This is a genomic window from Pseudomonas sp. RL_5y_Pfl2_69 (assembly GCF_963970465.1).
In the GTDB taxonomy this organism is placed as follows: Bacteria; Pseudomonadota; Gammaproteobacteria; order Pseudomonadales; family Pseudomonadaceae; genus Aquipseudomonas.
On record NZ_CAXAOU010000008.1, the window covers coordinates 209,335 to 227,724 of the forward strand.

Genomic DNA, 18,390 nt, shown 5'->3' on the forward strand with positions numbered 1-18,390 from the left:
GACCGATAATCGAACATTATGTTTCTTATCTAGTTTTGATAATCACTGACAGATACGGGCTAAAAGCCCGTTTTAAACACCTTAAATCTCATTTTGAAGCCAATAACAATCTCAGCTTCTTTTTTTAGTTATCTTTGTTAATCTTTATTTGGCTCGCAGAAAGCCCCCCTACAAAAACAATAATGAGGTTCGTCCATGAACACTCCACAGCATCGTTCGACGCTGACAATCGCTTTGTGCTTTATCGTTGCGCTTATCGAAGGGTTTGACCTGCAAGCCGCGGGCACTGCCGCCGCCGGCCTGCGTCAAACCTTTGCCCTGGACCCTAAAATGATGGGCTGGGTGTTCAGTGCCGGGATCATCGGCCTGCTGCCCGGTGCATTCTTCGGCGGCTGGATTGCCGATCGAATCGGCCGTAAAAAAATCCTCATCGGCGCGGTCATCCTGTTTGGCGTCTTCTCCCTGTTGACCGCCTATGTAGACAGCTACTCCCACTTGCTGCTGGTGCGATTCATGACGGGCCTTGGCCTGGGCGCTGCCCTGCCCAACCTGATCGCCCTGTGTGCCGAAGCGGTAGACGAACGCCGTCGTGGCACAGCGATCAGCATCATGTATTGCGGCGTGCCACTGGGCGGCGCATTGGCAGCGGTAGTGGCGATGTTCTCCCATGACCACTGGCAGACCACCTTTATCATCGGCGGGCTGGCCCCGTTGCTGGTGGTGCCGCTGATGATCATGCTGCTGCCCGAGTCCCGGGTTTTCCGCCAGGACGTCAGCCAGGCTTTGCGCGTGTCCACGGGCCAGGCACTGTTTGGTGAAGGTCGTGCCCGTTCGACCCTGGCGTTGTGGCTCAGTTACTTCTTTACCCTGACCGTGATGTACATGCTGCTGAACTGGCTGCCCACGCTGCTGCTCGCCCAGGGCTTTACCAAACCGCAAGCGGGCATGGTGCAAATGCTGTTCAACATAGGCGGTGCTTTGGGCTCCTTGCTCGGTGGCCTGCTGCTGGACCGCTGCAACCCGATCAAGGTGGTTCTGGGCGTCTATGCCGGGCTACTGGCATCACTGGCCGGGATCGGCTTTTCGGTAGGGATTGTGCCCGTGGCCACCGCAGGCTTTGCCGTGGGCCTGTTTGTCATGGCGGCGCAGCTGGTGCTGTATGCAATGGCTCCGCCGCTGTACCCGACCGCCGTACGGGCAACCGGCGTCGGCGCTGCGGTCGCTATCGGGCGCCTGGGTTCGGTTGCAGGTCCCTTGGCCGCAGGTCAGATCCTCGCCGCCGGGGCCGGAACGACCGGGGTGCTGCTGGCGACTTCACCGGGACTGGTCATTGCGGCATTGGCGGTCATCACGGTGATTACCCGCGCCCATCAAAGTGCGAGCCTGAAACCGGGTTTTGTGGCCGCTGACCAGTAACCCAAGGCTGCGCTCTGTGGCTTGGAGCGTCTCGACAGCGTGTTTGTTTAGGTTCTGCCGATCTCAGGATTCAAAGGTTTGAATCCTGAGATCAGGGGTTGTCTGTTATTAACGTTCGATGTGCCGCACAACAACACTCGAACTTCAGGGACGACCCGCAATGCCATCCACTCCCCCCCAACAGGCCAAGGGCGTCTTCGGGCTCTTCTGCCTCGCCAGTTACCTGCTGTCGTTGTCTTATGGCACCACTTTTTTACTGGCCATGATGCTCAGTGCCCACGGCGGCAGTGAGTCGCAGGCTGGCACGATCATCTCGGTCGCCATGCTGAGTACCTTCCTGGCAGTGATTTTTTCCGGCCACCTGACCGACCTGTTCGGCGCTCCCAGGGCCATAGCCTGTGGCTCCCTGCTGCTGGCCGCCGCCTGCCTGGGTTTCGCTACCCTGCCCGATCATGGCACCGCGGTGCTGATCTTTGGCTTGCTGCTGGGGTTGGGCTGGGGAGTGTTTTACACCCTGGGGCCGATCGTCGTGGCCATGCTCATCGAGCCCGCGCAACGGGTAAAACACTTCGCCTTGCTCTCGGGCAGCATGATGACCGGCATCGGCACCGGTCCCTTGCTCGGTCGTGCAGCCCAGGCGCTGGGTTATCCGGTGGAATCGGCATTCCTGGTGGCGGCCGTTGCCAGCCTGCTGGGTGGCCTGATGTTTGTGGTCATCGGCCCTGGAATCAAGCGCCAGCACAGCACGCCCGGCTCCGTCGCCCCCTGCAAAATCACGCCGCAGGCTGCTGCGCTGGTGCTGCGTTCCAAGGCCGTGTTCGCGATCATGATGGTTGGCCTGGGCGGCGCCATCTTCGGAGGGTTGTCCAGTTTTCAAACCTCTTACGCGACGCTCAACCAGCTGGACTATTCACTCTTCTTCCTCGGCTTCATGGGTGCCGCAATCACCTGTCGCCTGCTGATTGCGGGGTTGATTGTCAGGCGCGACCCCTATGTCATGTCCTGCTTGCTGACGGCCTTGATGGTGGTTTCGGTGTTGATGCTGATGTTCTTTGTCAGCTCCGGGTTCATCTATTTATTGGCAGCCATTGTGCTTGGGGTCGGCTACGGCCTGACGTACTCGGTAATCAACGGCCTGGCTGCCAACGAAGCACCTGCCGGGCTGACGCCACAGTCGCTGGTGCTGTTCAGCCTGGCGTATTTTGTCGGGGTATTTGGTTTTCCCTGGCTGGCCGGGCAGATCATCGTTAACTACGGAATGCACACCCTGCTCTGGATAATCCTGGGGATTGCCTTGTGCAACTGGTCCATTACCCTGGGCCGACTGGTATGGCGACACCTGCTGCGCGATGTATCGGGATTCGTCGTCTAACCCTCTTCGTAGCAGTTGACGAGTGGAACGAGGCTACGATCGAGCGCGAAGCGGTCGCAAAACCGGTACACGCGGTATCCCTGATTCACCGAGGAAGCTGACTTTACGACTGCTACGTCGCAGTGGCGCACCAAGACGATCGCAGCCTCGCATGGCGAGTCAGCGACTACAGGTCGCCACCTACCCCTTGTAGTCGCTGACGAGTAGTACGAGGCTGCGATCGAGCGCGAAGCGGTCGCAAAACCGGTAAACGCGGTATCCCTGATTCACCGAGGAAGCTGACTTTACGACTGCTACGTCGCAGTGGTGCACCAAGACGATCGCAGCCTCGCACGGCTCGTCAGCGACTACAGGTCGCCACCTACCCCTTGTAGTCGCTGACGAGTAGAACGAGGCTGCGATCGAGCGCGAAGCGGTCGCAAAACCGGTACACGCGGTATCCCTGATTCACCGAGGAAGCTGACTTTACGACTGCTACGTCGCAGTGGCGCACCAAGCCGATCGCAGCCTCGCACGGCTCGTCAGCGACTACAGATTCGCCACCTACCCCTTGTAGTCGCTGACGAGTAGAACGAGGCTGCGATCGAGCGCGAAGCGGTCGCAAAACCGGTACACGCGGTATCCCTGATTCACTGAGGAAGCTGACTTTACGACTGCTACGTCGCAGTGGTGCACCAAGACGATCGCAGCCTCGCACGGCTCGTCAGCGACTACAGGTCGTGCGCAAGCCACCACATAGCGCTTTTGGTACCCGGACCGCCTAGCCCAACGGAATAATCTGCGCACTGCCATGCCGAACCCCACGCTCGGCCATCACATGACGCGCCAGCTCCGCCACTTCCCCCACCGTGCCCTTGAGCACCGAGACTTCCATGCACTTGCCCTGATCCAGGTGCACATGCAGCGTCGACAGCGTCAGGTCATGGTGCTCATGAAAGGCCGTATTCAGACGCTTGGACAACTCCCGCGTAGCGTGGTCATACACGTAGCTCAAGGTCGCGACACAGGCACTTTGCGGGTCACCCTGCTCCGGTTCCAGCAACCCGGCACGCAATAAATCACGTATGGCCTCGGAGCGCCCCTGATAGCCGTGGGTGCCCACACGCGCATCAATGGCAGCCAACAAATCATCGTCCAGCGAAATAGTGACCCTCTGCATCCAATCAGCCTCGCAGTTATGAACTTTTGACATAGACTTCATACCCAGCATCTGATCAGGCCAATAGCCATCAATTGAGGGAGAAGCAGTGTGAAGCAGTCACGGACTAAAAAACAGCTGGCTTTATGGATGATTGGAGCCTGCCTGAGCGCAGGCATCTCGACTGCCTGGGCCGCCGCCCCGGCACCCACGCTGACCTATTCATGGCCGACCAATGCTGGTCCGCTGGACCCCCGAGGCTATTCGCCCAACCAGATGTATGCCCAGGCAATGGTCTATGAACCCCTGGTGCGGTACACGGCACAGGGCACCCTGGAACCCTGGCTCGCAACTCACTGGACCGTGTCGCCGGACGGCAAGACCTACACCTTCACCCTGCGCGACAACGTAACTTTCAGTGATGGCAGCCCTTTCAACGCGAGTGCCGCCAAAACCAACCTTGATGCGGTGCTGGCCAACAGCAAGCGCCACCAATGGATGGAGCTGGTCTCCACCCTTGAGCGCGTCGAAGCGCCGGACGAGCACACGCTGGTGCTGGTGCTCAAACACCCTTATTACCCGACCCTGATGGAGCTGGCACAAGTGCGCCCGCTGCGGTTTGGCGCACCCGACGCCAAGCCGGGCACGCCGGTGGGCACCGGGCCCTGGGTGCTCGCCCAGACCCGGCGCGGCGAATACGACCGCTTCGACCGTAACGAACACTACTGGGGGCCAAAACCGGCCTATGACTCGGTCATGGTCAAGGTCATCTCCGACCCCGACAGCCGCGCCATCGCCCTGCAAACCGGAGAAATCGATCTGATCCAGGGCGCCGACGGCGAAATTTCGCCGGGCACTTTCGTACGCCTGCGCGATTCAGGCTTCAAAGCCGCCATTTCGGCACCACTGGCCACTCGCACCGTGGCAATGAACACCGGCCTGGCACCCACCAATGAACTGGCGGTGCGCCAGGCAATCAATCAGGCCGTGGACAAGGACACCATCATCGCCAAGGTGCTGCATGGCCAGGAACCCCGTGCCGATGCGCTGTTCGCCAGTAACATGCCGTACGCCGATCTTGGCCTCAAGGCTTTGCCCCATGACCCCGAGCAGGCGAAAAAAACCCTTGAAGCGGCTGGCTGGAAAGTCCCTGCGGGTAAACGCATTCGCGAGAAAGACGGCAAGCCACTGAGCACCGACCTGGTGTTTCTGGGCCCCAGCGCCCTGCAAAAAAATCTCGCTGAAATCATTCAGGGGGAGTTGGCCAAGGTCGGTATCGAGGTCAAGTTGCGCGCCGAAGAAGACGGCGCCCTGGTCCAGCGCCAGCGTGAAGGCAAGTTCGGCATGATTTTCGCCGACACCTGGGGCGCGCCCTATGACCCCCACTCATTTGTCAGCTCCATGCGCTACGCAGGCCACGCGGATTACATGGCCCAGCGCGGCCTGCCGATGAAGGACGCCATCGACCATAAAATCGCCGACGTACTGGGCGAAACGGATGAAAGCAAACGCGCCGAGGATTACCGCGAAATCCTCACCACCCTGCACGATCAAGCGGTGTACCTGCCGATCTCACACCTTACGGCCATCAGTGTCAGCGGCAAAAACGTCGACAACGTGCAATTCGGCAGCACGCTGTTTGACGTGCCGTTCGAGGTCATGCACCCCACCACAGGGAAGCCATAACCATGCTGCGCTATATCATCCTGCGGCTTGTGCTGCTGATCCCGGTGCTGCTGGGGGTGTCGTTGATCGTCTTTGTCCTGCTGCACCTGGGCAACGGCGACCCGGCACTGGACTATCTGCGCCTGTCGCAGATCCCGCCCACCGACACCGCTCTGGCCGAGGCGCGGCATGCCCTTGGCCTTGACCGCCCCCTGCCCGAGCAATACCTCACCTGGCTGTGGAATGCCCTGCATCTCGATTTCGGCATTTCCTATATCACCGGGCGCCCGGTGCTCGACGACATCCTCTATTACCTGCCTGCCACTTTGCAGCTGGGTGGCCTGGCCCTGCTCACCACGCTGGTGATGAGCATTCCCCTGGGCCTGGCGGCTGCCCGCTGGAAAGGGCGCTGGCCCGATCAGGTGGTGCGTTTCATCACCTTTATCGGCGTGTCGATGCCCAATTTCTGGCTGGCATTTCTGCTGATCGCCTTGTTCTCCCTGTGGCTGGGCTGGTTGCCACCGATGGGCCGGGGCAGCCCGCAGCATCTGCTGATGCCGGTCCTGGCCATTGCGCTGATGTCGATGTCGATCAACGCCCGCCTGCTGCGCGCCAGCCTGCTCGACGTGCGCCAGCATCGCCATGTGTTTTACGCCCGGGCCCGTGGCCTCAATGAAAAACGGGTGTGGCGTGACCATATCCTGCGCAATGCCTGGATGCCGCTGGTGACCGCCACGGGCATGCATATCGGCGAGTTGCTGGGCGGTGCGCTGGTGATCGAAACCATCTTCGCCTGGCCCGGTGTCGGGCGCTTCGCGGTCAGCGCGGTGCTCAATCGCGACTTTCCGGTGATGCAGTGCTTCACCCTGCTGCTGACCACGCTGCTGGTGGTGTGCAATCTGGTGGTGGACATCTGCTACGCCTGGCTTGATCCACGTACGCGTCTGTCGGGGGTGATGGCATGAGCGCAATAGCTGCGGCTTATACCCGCAAAAAACACGGCCTGCGCATCGGTTACGTACTGGTGGCCCTGCTGCTGGTGATGGCGCTGCTCGGCCCCTGGCTGGCGCCTTACGACGCCACCCTGGTGAATCTGGACGACCGCCTGCTGCCCGCCAGCGCCAGCCATTGGCTGGGCACCGACCACCTGGGGCGCGACGTGCTCTCGCGCCTCATCGTCGGGACGCAACTGTCCCTGGGCAGCGTGGTGCTGGTGCTGGGCCTGGTGCTGGTGCTGGGCGTGGTCATTGGCGGTATCGCGGGCATCGTCGGCGGCAAGGTGGACATGTTCCTGATGCGTCTTTGCGACATGTTCCTGACCTTCCCTACCCTGGTGCTGGCGTTCTTTCTGATTGCCTTGCTGGGCACCGGCCTGACCAACGTCATCATCGCGATCGCCCTGTCCCACTGGGCCTGGTATGCGCGGATGGTGCGCGGCATGGTCCTGGCCCAGCGCAATCGCGACTATGTGCTGGCTTCGCAACTGGCCGGTGCTTCACGCCTGACCCGCCTGCGCCAGCACGTGATGCCCAACGTCGTGGGGCAACTGCTGGTCCTGGCGTCGATGGACATCGGCCATATGATGCTGCACGTCTCGGGCCTGTCCTTTCTCGGTCTGGGCGTCAGCCCGCCGACGCCCGAGTGGGGGGTGATGATCAACGACGCCAAGGAGTTTATCTGGACCCAGCCGCAGCTCCTGCTCTGGCCCGGCCTGATGATCTTTATCTCGGTCATGGCCTTCAACCTGCTGGGCGATGCATTGCGTGACCGGCTCGACCCAAGCGTACTGGCGGAGATCAAGGAATGAAGCACACATTGACCATTCGCGACCTGACCCTCAAACACCAGCAACGCACCCTGGTTGACCGGGTGGAACTGACCCTCAAGGCTGGCCAGGTGCATGCACTGGTGGGCGCCAGCGGTTCCGGCAAGTCCATGACCAGCCTGGGCATCCTCGATTTATTGCCCCCGGGTGTCCACAGCAGCGGCGCAACCTTGCTGCTGGACGGGCGCCCGGTTGAGGCCACGCACCTGCGCGGCCGTGAAGTGGCGCTGGTGCTGCAAAACCCGCGCAGCGCCTTCAACCCGGTGCGCTCATTGCGCCAGCACGCACTCGAAACCCTTCAGACCCGAGGCCTGGGAGGCGCCGAGGCCGAGCGGCTGATCCAGACCACCTTGCACGAAGTGGGTTTGCACGATGATCAGCGGGTACTCGACTCATTCGCCTTTCAACTGAGCGGCGGCATGCTGCAGCGGATGATGATTGCCCTGGCCCTGCTGGCCGACAGCCGCTTTTTGCTGGCCGACGAACCCACCAGCGATCTGGATGTTGTGGCCCAGGCCCGCTTTCTCGACCTGCTCGAGCGGCTGGTGGAACAACGCAACCTGGGCGTGCTGCTGATCACCCATGACATGGGCGTCGTCGCGCGCTGCGCCGACCGGGTCAGCGTCATGGCCAACGGGCGGATTGTCGAGCATGCCGGTGTGCATGAGCTGTTCAACGCACCGCAAAGCAAGGAAGCGCGCACGCTGTTGGCGGCGCATCACTCATTGACCCTGGAGGGCTGCGCGCCATGAGCTTTATTCAAGTACGCGACCTGAGTCACGGTTACACCGCTGGCGGTTTTTTCAGCAAACGGCATCGAGTGCACGTGCTCGACGGATTGAATCTGGACCTGGAGCAAGGCCAGAGCCTTGGCCTGCTGGGGGGCAGCGGCAGCGGCAAAAGCACATTGGCGCGCCTGCTGATGGGCCTGGAAACCGCCGATCAGGGCAGCATCGTGTTCAATGGCCAGCCGCCGTTTTTGCAAAGCGTGCAGATGGTATTCCAGGACGCCCTCAGCGCCTTCAACCCCCAGCGCAGCATTGGCTGGAGCATTGCCGAGCCTCTGCGCCATCTCAGCACAATGTCTACCGAGTCGTGCAAGGCCCGGGTTGAACACCTGTTGCAGCAGGTCCAGCTGGAAGCCCGGGACATCGACAAACTCCCCGCGCAACTGAGCGGCGGCCAACTGCAGCGCGCCGGGATTGCCCGGGCCATGGCGATCGGGCCTCAGCTGATTATTCTCGACGAAGCCCTGTCCAACCTTGATCGGGTGCTGCAAGTGCAGATTCTGGATTTGCTGGCACAAGTACGGCGCGACTGCGGCACGGGTTTTTTGCTGATTACCCATGACTTGAGCCTGGTGCAGCGTTTTTGCCAGCGAGTGGTGGTATTGGCCGAAGGCAAACTGGTGGAGGACATGCCCGTCACCCCGCAAATGCGCTTTACCCACCCGGCAGCACGGACCTTGCAAGAAGCAGTGCTGCCGGCGATGCCGAGGGCGAGCAAAGTCTGTCGCGAGACGGCGATTCTTTAGCACTCCTGTGGGAGCGGGCTTGCTCGCGATGCAGGCGGTGCGGTTCAACGGAAAACCGCGCCTCCTGCATCGCGAGCAAGCCCGCTCCCACCGTGATGATGAAGCTCTGGTTTTGTGAGGCTCACGTCCCGCTTTTAACCTTGCTCCATACCCGTGTCCGTACCCGCTCAAGTTTCAGGGGCAGCGGCTCAAGCGGGAACAGCGTCTGCATAACGTCCTTGCCGGGGTAAATTTCCGGGTTGTCGCGGATTTTTTCGTCTATCAGCGCCCTGGAATCCTGATTGGCATTGGGGTATTTGAGGTAGGTCGAGGTCTGCGCAATCACCTGCGGACGCAGCATGTAGTTGATGAATGCCAGGCCCTGCTGCGGGTTGGGCGCGTCCTTGAGCAAGACCATGCTTTCGACCCAGATCGGCGCACCTTCGCGAGGAATGCTGTAACGGATGTTTCGTCCATTGCCGGCCACTTGGGAGGCGGTCTTGGCGTCCTGCACCCCGCCTGCCCAACCCACCACCACACACACGTTGCCATTGGCCAGGTCCGTGATGAATTTGGACGAGTCAAAATAGCGAATGTAAGGCCGCAGCGTCAGCAGCAAGGCCTCGGCCTTCTGGTAGTCCTGGGGGTTGGTGCTGTTGTAGGGCAGCCCCAGGTAATGCAGGGCGATAGGGATGATTTCACTGGGAGCGTCCAGCATCGCCACGCCACACTGGCTGAGCTTGCTCAGGTTCTCGGGCTTGAAGATCAGGTCCCAGGAATCGACCGGCGCATCCACCCCCAGTACGGCCCTGACCTTGTCGACGTCATAGCCCACCCCCGTGGTGCCCCACAGGTAAGGCACGGCGTAGCGATTACCCGGATCGTTACTCTGCATCTTGGCCAGGATGTCCGGGTCCAGGTGTGAGCGATTGGGCAACTGCGCAGGGTCCAGCTCCTTGAGCACCCCGGCCTTGATCAGGTTGGGCAGCAGATCCCCGGTGGCCACGACAACGTCATAGCCACTGCGCCCGGCCATCAGCTTGCTTTGCATCACATCGCTGTTATCGAACACGTCGTACATCGAGCCGATTCCACTTTCGGCCTTAAAGTTTTTCATCGTGTCGGGGGCAATAAAGTCGTACCAGTTGTAGATGTTCACCTGCTGTTGCGCCGCAACCGCGCTCGCGAGGCTGCAACTCAACACCGCGGCCAGGGCCAGGCGCATACCGTTTTTATTATTCATGTTCAGGCTCCGATCAACAGTTCGCGACGACCGTCTGCATGTTCGAGCTGTGTGCCCGACAGCAACAAACGGCGATCCTTGAGGTAGTCGTAATCACGGCGGGCAGCCTTCAGCTGATCAAAATCCAGCGCCACCACCTGGCGATTTTCTTCGCGCCCGGCTTCAACCAGCACCCGCCCAAACGGGTCGACCGCCATGCTGCCACCCGCAAACACCAGCCCGTCGTCCCCTGCCCCTACGCGGTTGACCATCACGGCGAATGCCTGGTTTTCCTGGGCGCGGGCCATGATTGCCGTGCGGTGCACAGGGCCATAGGGATCCATGTTGCCGTTGGTGACGATGATCAGTTCGGCCCCCAGTTGCGCCAGGGCCCGGCTGGTTTCCGGCAGTTCTATGTCGTAACAGATCAGCAGGCCAATCCGAACGCCCTGCCACACAACGGTGGTAAAACGGTCGCCAGGGCAGAAGTCGCCACGCTCCGAGGGCCAAAGATGGGTCTTGCGGTAGTGCAGCGCGATCCCCTCGGGCGTCACCAGTACCGAGGTGTTGTAGAACGTGCCCTCATGGACCTCGGCAATCCCGACCACCACACCGACACCACGCTCCCGTACGGCCTGCAGCACAGCGTGCAGAGTCGGACCGTCCAGGGGCTCGGCCACCTGTGCCAGCTGTTGGCCGCCGACAAATCCGGTCAGGTGGGTCTCTGGAAACACCAGCAAATCCGTATCGCCAGCGCAGGTGGCGATGGCATTCAATGTGCGCGACAGGTTATAAGCGGTGTCGCCGTCACGGCCAGCCAGTTGCACCATTTCAATGTTCATCTCAGGTCCTTTTACCCAGGGATGAGCCGAGTATGGTGCGCGGCACAGCGCCTTTAAATGACTTCGATGGGGTAACACCCAATGGGTAGTGAGATGAATCTGACGTTGCAGGATGTGGCTTGGCATGACGCGGTGGGCCGGGTGATCGAAACCCTCGACCAGCCCAATTTCTGGACGGCGCTGGTGCGTTTGCTGGGGCGCTATGTGCCCGTGGATAACTGGGTGGTGCTGATCTATAGCGCCGGCAAACCGCAGGTTCTGGCCGAGTCCCCCGGCGAGGACGGCGGTATGGATTCACTGTTCCAGGATTATCTCAAGGGCCTGTACCTGCTGGATCCGTTCTACATTGCCAACCGCGAATCACCGAAAAGCGGGCTGTTCCGGCTGCAGGACGTGGCCCCGGAATGCTTTGAACAGACCGATTACTACCAACGCTACTTCCGCCTGAATATCGTCACCGACGAGGTGCATATCAATGTGCAACTCGACAATGAACGAACCCTGAGCCTGTCCCTGGGCAGCCAGTGCCGGTTCAGCCTGGAACAGACCGCATTGCTGGGGCTGGTACAGCCTTGGGTGGCCGCACTGATGCGCCAGCGCCTGGTGTTCGAGCGTGAACCCAGGGAGGCAGCAGAGCTGACGCCCAACTGGCAAAGCCGCCTGGAAACCGCCACCGAGCAGTTGAGTACACCCTTGACCGCACGGGAAATGGAGGTGGGGCTATTGCTGCTAAGCGGCTGTTCGAACAAGGAAGTTGCCCGAAAACTGGCGATTTCCGCAGAGACGGTGAAGGTGCATCGCAAGCACATGTACAGCAAGCTGGGAATCAAGTCACAGTCCGAACTGTTCTCGCTGTTTTTACAGGCGCAGGAATAAAAAGCACCTACCGTTGCACTTCCTTGCAGTGTAAGTTTGGAAATGTTTTGTTTCATTTACCTCCATTTCCACCCCACTGCCCGCAAAGGAATGCCCCACACCATGCACTTTCCACTTAAGCACCTGGCCGCCGCGACATTGATGATGGCCAGCCTTGCGGCGTTCAGCACCGCTGCCCACGCCACCATCACGCCGCAACAGAGCGCGACCATCCTCAAGACCTTCAGTGAAACCCCGGTCACTGACTTCAGGCATTTTCTGGGTGCGCTGGCCAAGAGCGATCTGGCCAAGGCCGACAACCTGCAGCCGACCCTCAACGCCTTTCTCGACAACAAGGCATTGACCCCTGAGCAACAGAACGAAATCTATCGTCTGCTGGGCCTCTACACGCGGTTGAAATACGGCAAGGAGGCCACCCAGACCCTGCGTGAGCTGGTTGCCATCCCGACCGTCAACCTGGACGGCGTGCCCCAGTACGAAAACCCGCAATTCATCAAGATCGCCGACAAGATCAAGGGCCTTGCCCAGGCCTTCGACCTGAACTTTCGCAATGTCGACAACCGCGTCTATGAAGTCACCCTGCAAGGCAGTGGCGATGAAGTGGTCGGTATTCACGCCCACGCTGACGTGGTGCCGGTAACCCCGGAAAACTGGGTGCTCAAGGACGGCACTAAACTCGATCCGTTCAAGGTCACCCTGATTGGCGATCGCATGTACGGTCGTGGCACCGAGGATGACAAAAACGGGATTGTGGTGGCGATGTACGCCATGAAAGTGATCAAGGAGGAGAAGTTGCCGCTGGCCAGAAACTTCAAGCTGCTGATCGACACCACCGAGGAAACCTCCGGTGACGCCATCCCCTATTACTTCGAAAACAACCCGGTCCCCAACTACAACCTGGCGCTGGATGGCGGCTACCCCGTAGTGATTGCCGAGAAAGGCTACGGCACGGTCATGGCCACCTTTGCGCGGCGTAACGCCGAGGGTCAGGGCGCGGAAATCATCTCGCTCACGGGCGGCATGGCAACCAATCAGATCCCGTCGACCTCGGTCGCCACCCTGGTCACGGACACGCCTGAAGAGCTGGCCGCCACGTTGAATAAAGCCGGTGCCGACTATGCCAGGCGCAATGGCGGGAATTTCGAAGTGAGCGCCAAGGTGGTCGGCAAGGATGTCGTGCTGACCGTCACGGGGGTGTCTGCCCACTCCTCAGAGCCCGAGTCCGGGGTCAATCCGGTGGCAAGGATGCTGGACTTCATCAGCAGCATTGATGGCCAGGTCGCCCTCAAGCACAACCACATTACCGATGCCGCCCACTATGGCGCCGAGAACTGGGGCCTGGACTACGAAGGTGGCAAGTTGGGGATTGGTTTTGCCGACGGGTTCATGGGGCCGCTGACCACGTCACTGACGTTTGTCGGGCTGGATGACAAGGCCCTCAAGCTTGCCGTGAACCTGCGCGTGCCCAAGGGCAAGTCCCCGCAGGCGCTCAAGGAGCAGATTGCCGGGAAGCTGGATGCCTGGAGCAAGAGCAAGCAGGTGGCGGTGACGTTTGACTACACCATCGCCGAACCGATGTACCGCAACCCGGAGGGTGAATGGGTCAAGGCGCTGCTGGCCGTAGCCAGCGAAAACCTCGGCATGGAACACACCTTCGGCACCTCGGCGGGTGCGACATCGGTCCATGAACTGCCCAATGGCGTGCAGTTCGGTCTGGCCATGCCCAACGTCAAGTACACCGGCCATACCGACAACGAGTTCAAGACGGTCGAGCAGTTCATGCTGGACTTGCAGATCGTCACCGAAATGATGGCTCGCGTCGGGCAATTGCCGAAGCTCTGAACCAATATCCCGCCCCCGGCCGTAGTCGCTGCCGAGGCACGAAGGCTGCGATTGGCGATGTATATCGCTAAAGGCTCGCAGCCTTCGTGCCTCGGCAGCGACTACAGGCTCAAGGTGCTTTCCAGCCCACCTGCCTGAGCGCCGCCAGCAATCGCTCAGGCTTGAGCGCCAGCACCGTATGGCCACAGCCTGTCAGGTCATCGGCGCCCAGCATGGCATTGAGAATGGCTTCTTCTACCGCATCGGCCGCTGCCACGAACAGCGGCGAGATGTAGTCGTTGTTGACCATCTGCAACGCCGTTGTCGGCTCACCCGGATGACCGAAGTTGGCCGCTGGCAAGTTCTGGTTGCCCACCGCGAAGGCAATGAAGATATCGCCGCTGGAGTCCTCGGTTCCTCCCCCCACCCGCGCCAACCCGACACTGGCACGCTGTGCAAGACGGGTGCACTGATGGGGCAACAAGGGCGCGTCGGTGGCAAGGGTAATCACGATCGAGCCCATGCCCGGCACGCCGACATTGACCCCGCTTTTGAAGGGCGATGGCACGTCATCCAGCACCGTGCCGACCGGGTAGCCGCCCACCCGCAAGGCTTCACGCACGCCGTAGTTGGCCTGCACCAGCGCCCCTACCGTCCAGCCCCCCTGCTCCGGGCTCAATACCCGTGATGACGTGCCGATCCCGCCCTTGAATTCGTGGCAGATCATTCCGGTACCGCCCCCCACGTTGCCCTCTGCCACAGGCCCGGACTCGGCCGCTTGCAGGGCAAGTTGCAGATGCTCGGCAGTCACGTGCTGGCCCCAGATATCGTTCAACGTTCCGTCGTAGGTCTCCAGCACCACGGGCATGCACCAGTAGGTATGTTGCTTGCCCATCTCCCGCTCGGCAGCTACCAGCGCATCGCGAACCACGCCGACACTGTGGGTGTTGGTGTAGGCAATGGGCGAGGTCAGCAAGCCCGCCTCCCGGATCCACTCCAGCCCCGTGGCATCGCCGTTGCCGTTGAGCACATGCACGCCTGCAAAGCACGGCTGCAAATGGGTGGCTCCGGCCCGCGGCTCAATCACGGTGACACCGGAATGGATGGAAACCCCATCGGTTTCAACATTGAGCGTGTGATGCCCCACTCGCACACCCGGTACGTCGGTGATGGCGTTGTACACGCCCGGGGTACCTGAACCGATAGTGATGCCAAGCTCTCGGATACGCATGGTGCTGTTCTCGTCGTTCGATTAAGTGCCCCCAGTTTAGGAACCCGGCAGGCACTTGACGATAACCCCCATTCACTACCCCTGAGGGGTTACTTGTCCGACTTGATACTGGTCCAGACCCGGGTGCGCACCCGTTCCATTTTCTGCGGCAGCGGCTGCACCACGTACAGGGATTTCAACGCCTCGCTGGTTGGGGTCAGGTTCGGATTGGCGGTGATGTCCTTGTTGATCAGCGCCAGGGAGTCCTTGTTGGCATTGGGGTAGCCAAGGAAATCACTGATCCCGGCAATGACCTTGGGCTCGAGCAGGTGGTTAAGGAACTCGTGGGCCTCTTCGACATTTTTCGCGCTTTTAGGGATGGCGAAGGTGTCAAACCAGATCGGCGCGCCCTCTTTGGGCAAGCGCCAGTCGACCACGACACCGTTACCCGACTCTTTGGCGCGATTGCCGAACTGGTAGAAACTGCCCGAATAACCGATGGCCACGCAGATGTCGCCATTGGCGATATCGGTCATGTACTTGGCCGAGTTGAAGTAGGTCACGTAGGGGCGGACCTTGAGCATCAGCTCCTTGGCTTTTTCATAATCGGCCGGGTTCTGGCTGTTGGGGTCCAGTCCCAGATAATGCAGCGCCAACGGCAGGATTTCCGAGGGGGAATCAAGCATCGCCACGCCGCAGGATTTCAGCTTGGCCATGTTTTCGGGCTTGAACACCAGATCCCAGCTGTCCACCGGAGCATTCTCGCCCAGCGCGGCCTTGACCTTGGCCGGGTTGAAGCCGATCAGTACCGTGCCGTACATATAAGGCACCGCGTACTGGTTGCCAGGGTCATTGGTCTCCAGCAACTTGAGCAGGGCCGGGTCCTGGTGCTGCCAGTTGGGCAGCTTGGACTTGTCCAGTTTCTGGAACACTCCCGCCTTGATCTGGGTATCGAGAAACTGATTGGACGGCACCACCAGGTCATACCCAGAGTTGCCGGTCAGCAGCTTGGCTTCAAGGGCTTCATTGGTGTCGAAAGAATCCCAGGTCACCTTGATGCCCGTCTGTTTGGCGAAGTCCTTGGGAACGGACGGCAGGATATAGTCCGCCCAGTTGTAAACCCGCAACTCGCGCTGTTCGGCATGTAGGCTGGTGGCCAGCAGCGTGAGCCCACAGACAGTGGCGCCCAGTAAGCATTTCAGAGTGTCCATGGATCAGTTCCCCAGGTTCGGCGTGAGATCGATAGTTGTTATGTTCTGTACACGGCAGAGGCCTGTAGAAGGCCGAGGGTAAGGACGAAAGGATTTGTTGTTATTTGAGTGGTGGGGTTGATTCTTGCCGACAGCCAGAACCGATCACAGAGGGAGGCAGGCCAAAAGGGGATTTATATGGCCATTGTGCGTGTCCGATTCTATGTCCGGGACGCAGATTCAGGGGCTAACGCAAGACCTGTGGGAGCTGGCTTGTCTGCGATGCTGGCGACGCGGTCTTTGCGCCAAACCGTGTAGATGCCATCGCGAGCAAGCCCGCTCCCACAGGGATTTGTGCCAGGCAGTGGACTCGGGAAGCGCCGCTAGATCTGTAGGAGCTGGCTTGCCTGCGATGCTGACGACGTGGTCTTTGCGCCGAACCGGGTAGATGCCATCGCGAGCAAGCCCGCTCCCACACGGATTTGTGCCAGGCAGCGGACTCGGGGAGCGCCGCAAGACCTGTAGGAGCTGGCTTGCCTGCGATGCTGACGACGCGGTCTTTCAGCCATGCCGCGTAGACGCCATCGCGAGCAAGCCCGCTCCCACAGGGATTTGTGCCAGGCAGTGAGCTCGGGGAGCGCCGCTAGACCTGTGGGAGCTGGCTTGCCTGCGACGCTGACGACGCGGTCTTTGCGCCGAACCGGGTAGACGCCATCGCGAGCAAGCCCGCTCCCACAGGGATTTGTGCCAGGCAGTGGATGCAGCCGACGCGGTCTGTCAGGTCAAAACTCTATAGCCAACCGATTGGCCAATGCCTTCGCTTGTAGTGCAACGTCCGTCACCGCAGTGCTTTCCCACCACATGCCACGCAACGGCGGGCCCATCGCAAACAGCCTTTGTCCCGGCTCGCCATCGGCATTCAAAACCGCTCCGCCCGCGTCGGCGGCAATGCCCAGCCCCAGGTTGCCGGGCCGTATCAACCCACGCTGCAGCAGTTGCCGGGGCAAGGCTTTATCCACCCGGCGCCAGTCGTACTCGATGCCGGTGGAGTTGATCAGCCCATCCCCTTGCACCCACACCGCTTCAGTTTGCCCACGGTAACGCAGTCGAATTCGAAGGCCGGCACTGTCTACACCTTGCAGGGACGCGGCACGCACCGTCAGCCGACTTTCCTTGAGCAACCGTTCCAGCAAGGCATTGCCCTGGGGCGGCGAACGATGGTGATGGCTTTCCCACCAAGGCCGGGCATGCCGCACAAACTGACGGCGCTGTGCATCACTGGCCTGGCTCCAAAGCCTTGGAATGTGCACCCGGACAGTGTCCAGCGGCGCCTGCCAGTCGATACCCTGCGCCTGCGCCTGCGCACATTGACGACGCAGTTCGCGCAGCAACTGCAAGGGGCTGCGCAGCTCCGGCGACAGGCTCAGAAAATCCTCCCAGGCGGGCGGCTGACGGCGCACATGGGGCAACAGGCCGTGACGCGAATACACGTCGATCGGCCCGCGATGGCCCGCCCGGTCAAGGGATTCCAGGGCATCGATCATGGTCAGCCCCGAGCCGATGATCAGCACCCGGGCATCCGTCGGCAGTGCTCGCAATGCTTCGACATTCCACGGGTCCAGTGCCGCGGCGTTAAGGCCGCTGGACTCGCGCTGGGCCGTACGGGCCGCCGGGAACATGCCGGTTGCCAATACGGCCACTGCGCCCTGCCACCGGGCTCCCTCCTTGAGCGTGACCCTCACGCCGTGCTCCAGGGTTTGCAGGTCGATCACTTCATCGCGCACATGGGTCAGGCTGGAGCCATTCGCCTCGCCGATGATCAGTGCCTGCGCAAGACGCTGCTGGGCATACACGCCGAACAGCCCGCGGGGCGGGAACAATTCGCTGGCCGGTAGATCCTGGGCACCCGACTCCGGCCAGCCGCCCGCATCAAGGTGGGCCTGCAACCAACGTGTCAGGTCATCGGCATCATCGGGCTCGATGCTCATGCGCGCCGCATTACCGTTCAGGGTATGCCCCAGTTCGGTGGCGCTGTAAGCCTCGCCCCGGCCCAGCTCGGGCCTGGGCTCCAGCAGCACGATGCGCCGGGCGCCGGGTAAGCGCAGCAGTTGCATGGCTAACAAGGTGCCGCTCAGGCCACCGCCCACAATCAATACATCGGCCTCACGGATGGCAGGAGTTGCCTGTCCGGTTTGCGGCTCACTCATGGTTACTCACTCGTTCTTGGAGTTATTAAGCGCTGAACGCAGGATCGATCACCCATGCTGCGTTCAGCTCACCCGCTGTGTCCAGCGCCGGGC

At 60.9% G+C, this 18,390-nt stretch carries 15 protein-coding genes; 9 read left to right on the forward strand and 6 right to left on the reverse strand.

Annotation, left to right across the window (positions count from 1 at the left end; genetic code table 11):
* Window positions 1-195: 195 nt before the first annotated feature.
* Both mhpT and AACY07_RS15650 read left to right on the forward strand, forming a co-directional pair.
* A complete protein-coding gene (mhpT, locus tag AACY07_RS15645) occupies window positions 196-1,416 on the forward strand; it encodes a 3-(3-hydroxy-phenyl)propionate transporter MhpT (RefSeq protein ID WP_339475863.1) in 1,221 nt (406 codons plus the stop codon).
* A 160-nt stretch (window positions 1,417-1,576) separates the two neighbouring features.
* Window positions 1,577-2,788, forward strand: a complete 1,212-nt coding sequence (locus tag AACY07_RS15650) for an MFS transporter (RefSeq protein WP_339475866.1) — start codon at window positions 1,577-1,579, stop codon at window positions 2,786-2,788.
* 760 nt (window positions 2,789-3,548) lie between these two features.
* Here the strand turns inward: AACY07_RS15650 and nikR are convergent.
* Window positions 3,549-3,947 carry a nickel-responsive transcriptional regulator NikR gene (nikR, locus tag AACY07_RS15655; RefSeq protein WP_339475868.1) on the reverse strand — a complete coding sequence of 133 codons (399 nt, stop codon included), beginning with the start codon at window positions 3,945-3,947 and terminating at the stop codon, window positions 3,549-3,551.
* A 90-nt stretch (window positions 3,948-4,037) separates the two neighbouring features.
* Here nikR and nikA point away from each other — a divergent pair, with 90 nt between their 5' ends.
* Genes nikA through AACY07_RS15680 form a run of 5 tightly spaced genes read left to right on the forward strand, consistent with a single transcriptional unit; the run spans window position 4,038 to window position 8,950 of the window.
* On the forward strand, window positions 4,038-5,612 hold the full coding sequence (gene nikA / locus AACY07_RS15660; protein WP_339475871.1) for a nickel ABC transporter substrate-binding protein: 1,575 nt from the start codon (window positions 4,038-4,040) through the stop codon (window positions 5,610-5,612).
* 2 nt (window positions 5,613-5,614) lie between these two features.
* Complete coding sequence (gene nikB / locus AACY07_RS15665) at window positions 5,615-6,556, forward strand: nickel ABC transporter permease subunit NikB (RefSeq protein WP_133078527.1); 942 nt, start codon at window positions 5,615-5,617, stop codon at window positions 6,554-6,556.
* Complete coding sequence (gene nikC, locus AACY07_RS15670) at window positions 6,553-7,398, forward strand: nickel ABC transporter permease subunit NikC (protein WP_219262716.1); 846 nt, start codon at window positions 6,553-6,555, stop codon at window positions 7,396-7,398. Before nikB ends, nikC begins: the two co-directional genes overlap by 4 nt.
* Window positions 7,395-8,168 carry an ATP-binding cassette domain-containing protein gene (locus tag AACY07_RS15675; protein WP_339475873.1) on the forward strand — a complete coding sequence of 258 codons (774 nt, stop codon included), beginning with the start codon at window positions 7,395-7,397 and terminating at the stop codon, window positions 8,166-8,168. Before nikC ends, AACY07_RS15675 begins: the two co-directional genes overlap by 4 nt.
* Window positions 8,165-8,950 carry an ATP-binding cassette domain-containing protein gene (locus tag AACY07_RS15680; protein ID WP_219262714.1) on the forward strand — a complete coding sequence of 262 codons (786 nt, stop codon included), beginning with the start codon at window positions 8,165-8,167 and terminating at the stop codon, window positions 8,948-8,950. Before AACY07_RS15675 ends, AACY07_RS15680 begins: the two co-directional genes overlap by 4 nt.
* 121 nt (window positions 8,951-9,071) lie before the next feature.
* Here the strand turns inward: AACY07_RS15680 and AACY07_RS15685 are convergent, their stop codons facing one another.
* Window positions 9,072-10,172, reverse strand: a complete 1,101-nt coding sequence (locus AACY07_RS15685) for a polyamine ABC transporter substrate-binding protein (RefSeq protein WP_339475875.1) — start codon at window positions 10,170-10,172, stop codon at window positions 9,072-9,074.
* Between the two features lie 2 nt (window positions 10,173-10,174).
* Window positions 10,175-10,993 (reverse strand): carbon-nitrogen hydrolase family protein, encoded by an 819-nt coding sequence (locus AACY07_RS15690; protein ID WP_133078522.1) that lies wholly within the window; start codon window positions 10,991-10,993, stop codon window positions 10,175-10,177.
* 93 nt (window positions 10,994-11,086) lie between these two features.
* On the opposite strand from AACY07_RS15690, the gene AACY07_RS15695 reads away from it, so the two are divergent.
* Complete coding sequence (locus AACY07_RS15695) at window positions 11,087-11,869, forward strand: response regulator transcription factor (RefSeq protein WP_133078521.1); 783 nt, start codon at window positions 11,087-11,089, stop codon at window positions 11,867-11,869.
* A 102-nt stretch (window positions 11,870-11,971) separates the two neighbouring features.
* Window positions 11,972-13,711, forward strand: coding sequence for a dipeptidase (locus tag AACY07_RS15700; RefSeq protein WP_339475879.1), 1,740 nt, complete (start codon window positions 11,972-11,974; stop codon window positions 13,709-13,711).
* A 109-nt stretch (window positions 13,712-13,820) separates the two neighbouring features.
* Here AACY07_RS15700 and AACY07_RS15705 read toward each other — a convergent pair whose 3' ends face one another.
* The 3 genes from AACY07_RS15705 to AACY07_RS15715 all read right to left on the reverse strand — a co-directional run bounded on the left by AACY07_RS15705 (window position 13,821) and on the right by AACY07_RS15715 (window position 18,297).
* Window positions 13,821-14,921 carry a DmpA family aminopeptidase gene (locus AACY07_RS15705; RefSeq protein WP_133078519.1) on the reverse strand — a complete coding sequence of 367 codons (1,101 nt, stop codon included), beginning with the start codon at window positions 14,919-14,921 and terminating at the stop codon, window positions 13,821-13,823.
* An 89-nt stretch (window positions 14,922-15,010) separates the two neighbouring features.
* Entirely contained in the window at window positions 15,011-16,111 is a 1,101-nt protein-coding gene (locus AACY07_RS15710; RefSeq protein WP_339475881.1) for a polyamine ABC transporter substrate-binding protein, read from the reverse strand.
* 761 nt (window positions 16,112-16,872) lie between these two features.
* Window positions 16,873-18,297 carry an FAD/NAD(P)-binding protein gene (locus AACY07_RS15715; protein WP_339475883.1) on the reverse strand — a complete coding sequence of 475 codons (1,425 nt, stop codon included), beginning with the start codon at window positions 18,295-18,297 and terminating at the stop codon, window positions 16,873-16,875.
* Window positions 18,298-18,390 lie beyond the last annotated feature (93 nt).

What these genes read in the sequence shown, in the direction of transcription:
- mhpT (WP_339475863.1), top strand. Translation starts at nt 196, where the DNA reads ATGAACACTCCACAGCATCGTTCGACGCTGACAATCGCTTTGTGCTTT.
- AACY07_RS15650 (WP_339475866.1), top strand. Translation starts at nt 1,577, where the DNA reads ATGCCATCCACTCCCCCCCAACAGGCCAAGGGCGTCTTCGGGCTCTTC.
- nikR (WP_339475868.1), bottom strand. Translation starts at nt 3,947, where the DNA reads ATGCAGAGGGTCACTATTTCGCTGGACGATGATTTGTTGGCTGCCATT.
- nikB (WP_133078527.1), top strand. Translation starts at nt 5,615, where the DNA reads ATGCTGCGCTATATCATCCTGCGGCTTGTGCTGCTGATCCCGGTGCTG.
- nikC (WP_219262716.1), top strand. Translation starts at nt 6,553, where the DNA reads ATGAGCGCAATAGCTGCGGCTTATACCCGCAAAAAACACGGCCTGCGC.
- AACY07_RS15675 (WP_339475873.1), top strand. Translation starts at nt 7,395, where the DNA reads ATGAAGCACACATTGACCATTCGCGACCTGACCCTCAAACACCAGCAA.
- AACY07_RS15680 (WP_219262714.1), top strand. Translation starts at nt 8,165, where the DNA reads ATGAGCTTTATTCAAGTACGCGACCTGAGTCACGGTTACACCGCTGGC.
- AACY07_RS15685 (WP_339475875.1), bottom strand. Translation starts at nt 10,172, where the DNA reads ATGAATAATAAAAACGGTATGCGCCTGGCCCTGGCCGCGGTGTTGAGT.
- AACY07_RS15690 (WP_133078522.1), bottom strand. Translation starts at nt 10,993, where the DNA reads ATGAACATTGAAATGGTGCAACTGGCTGGCCGTGACGGCGACACCGCT.
- AACY07_RS15695 (WP_133078521.1), top strand. Translation starts at nt 11,087, where the DNA reads ATGAATCTGACGTTGCAGGATGTGGCTTGGCATGACGCGGTGGGCCGG.
- AACY07_RS15700 (WP_339475879.1), top strand. Translation starts at nt 11,972, where the DNA reads ATGCACTTTCCACTTAAGCACCTGGCCGCCGCGACATTGATGATGGCC.
- AACY07_RS15705 (WP_133078519.1), bottom strand. Translation starts at nt 14,921, where the DNA reads ATGCGTATCCGAGAGCTTGGCATCACTATCGGTTCAGGTACCCCGGGC.
- AACY07_RS15710 (WP_339475881.1), bottom strand. Translation starts at nt 16,111, where the DNA reads ATGGACACTCTGAAATGCTTACTGGGCGCCACTGTCTGTGGGCTCACG.
- AACY07_RS15715 (WP_339475883.1), bottom strand. Translation starts at nt 18,297, where the DNA reads ATGAGTGAGCCGCAAACCGGACAGGCAACTCCTGCCATCCGTGAGGCC.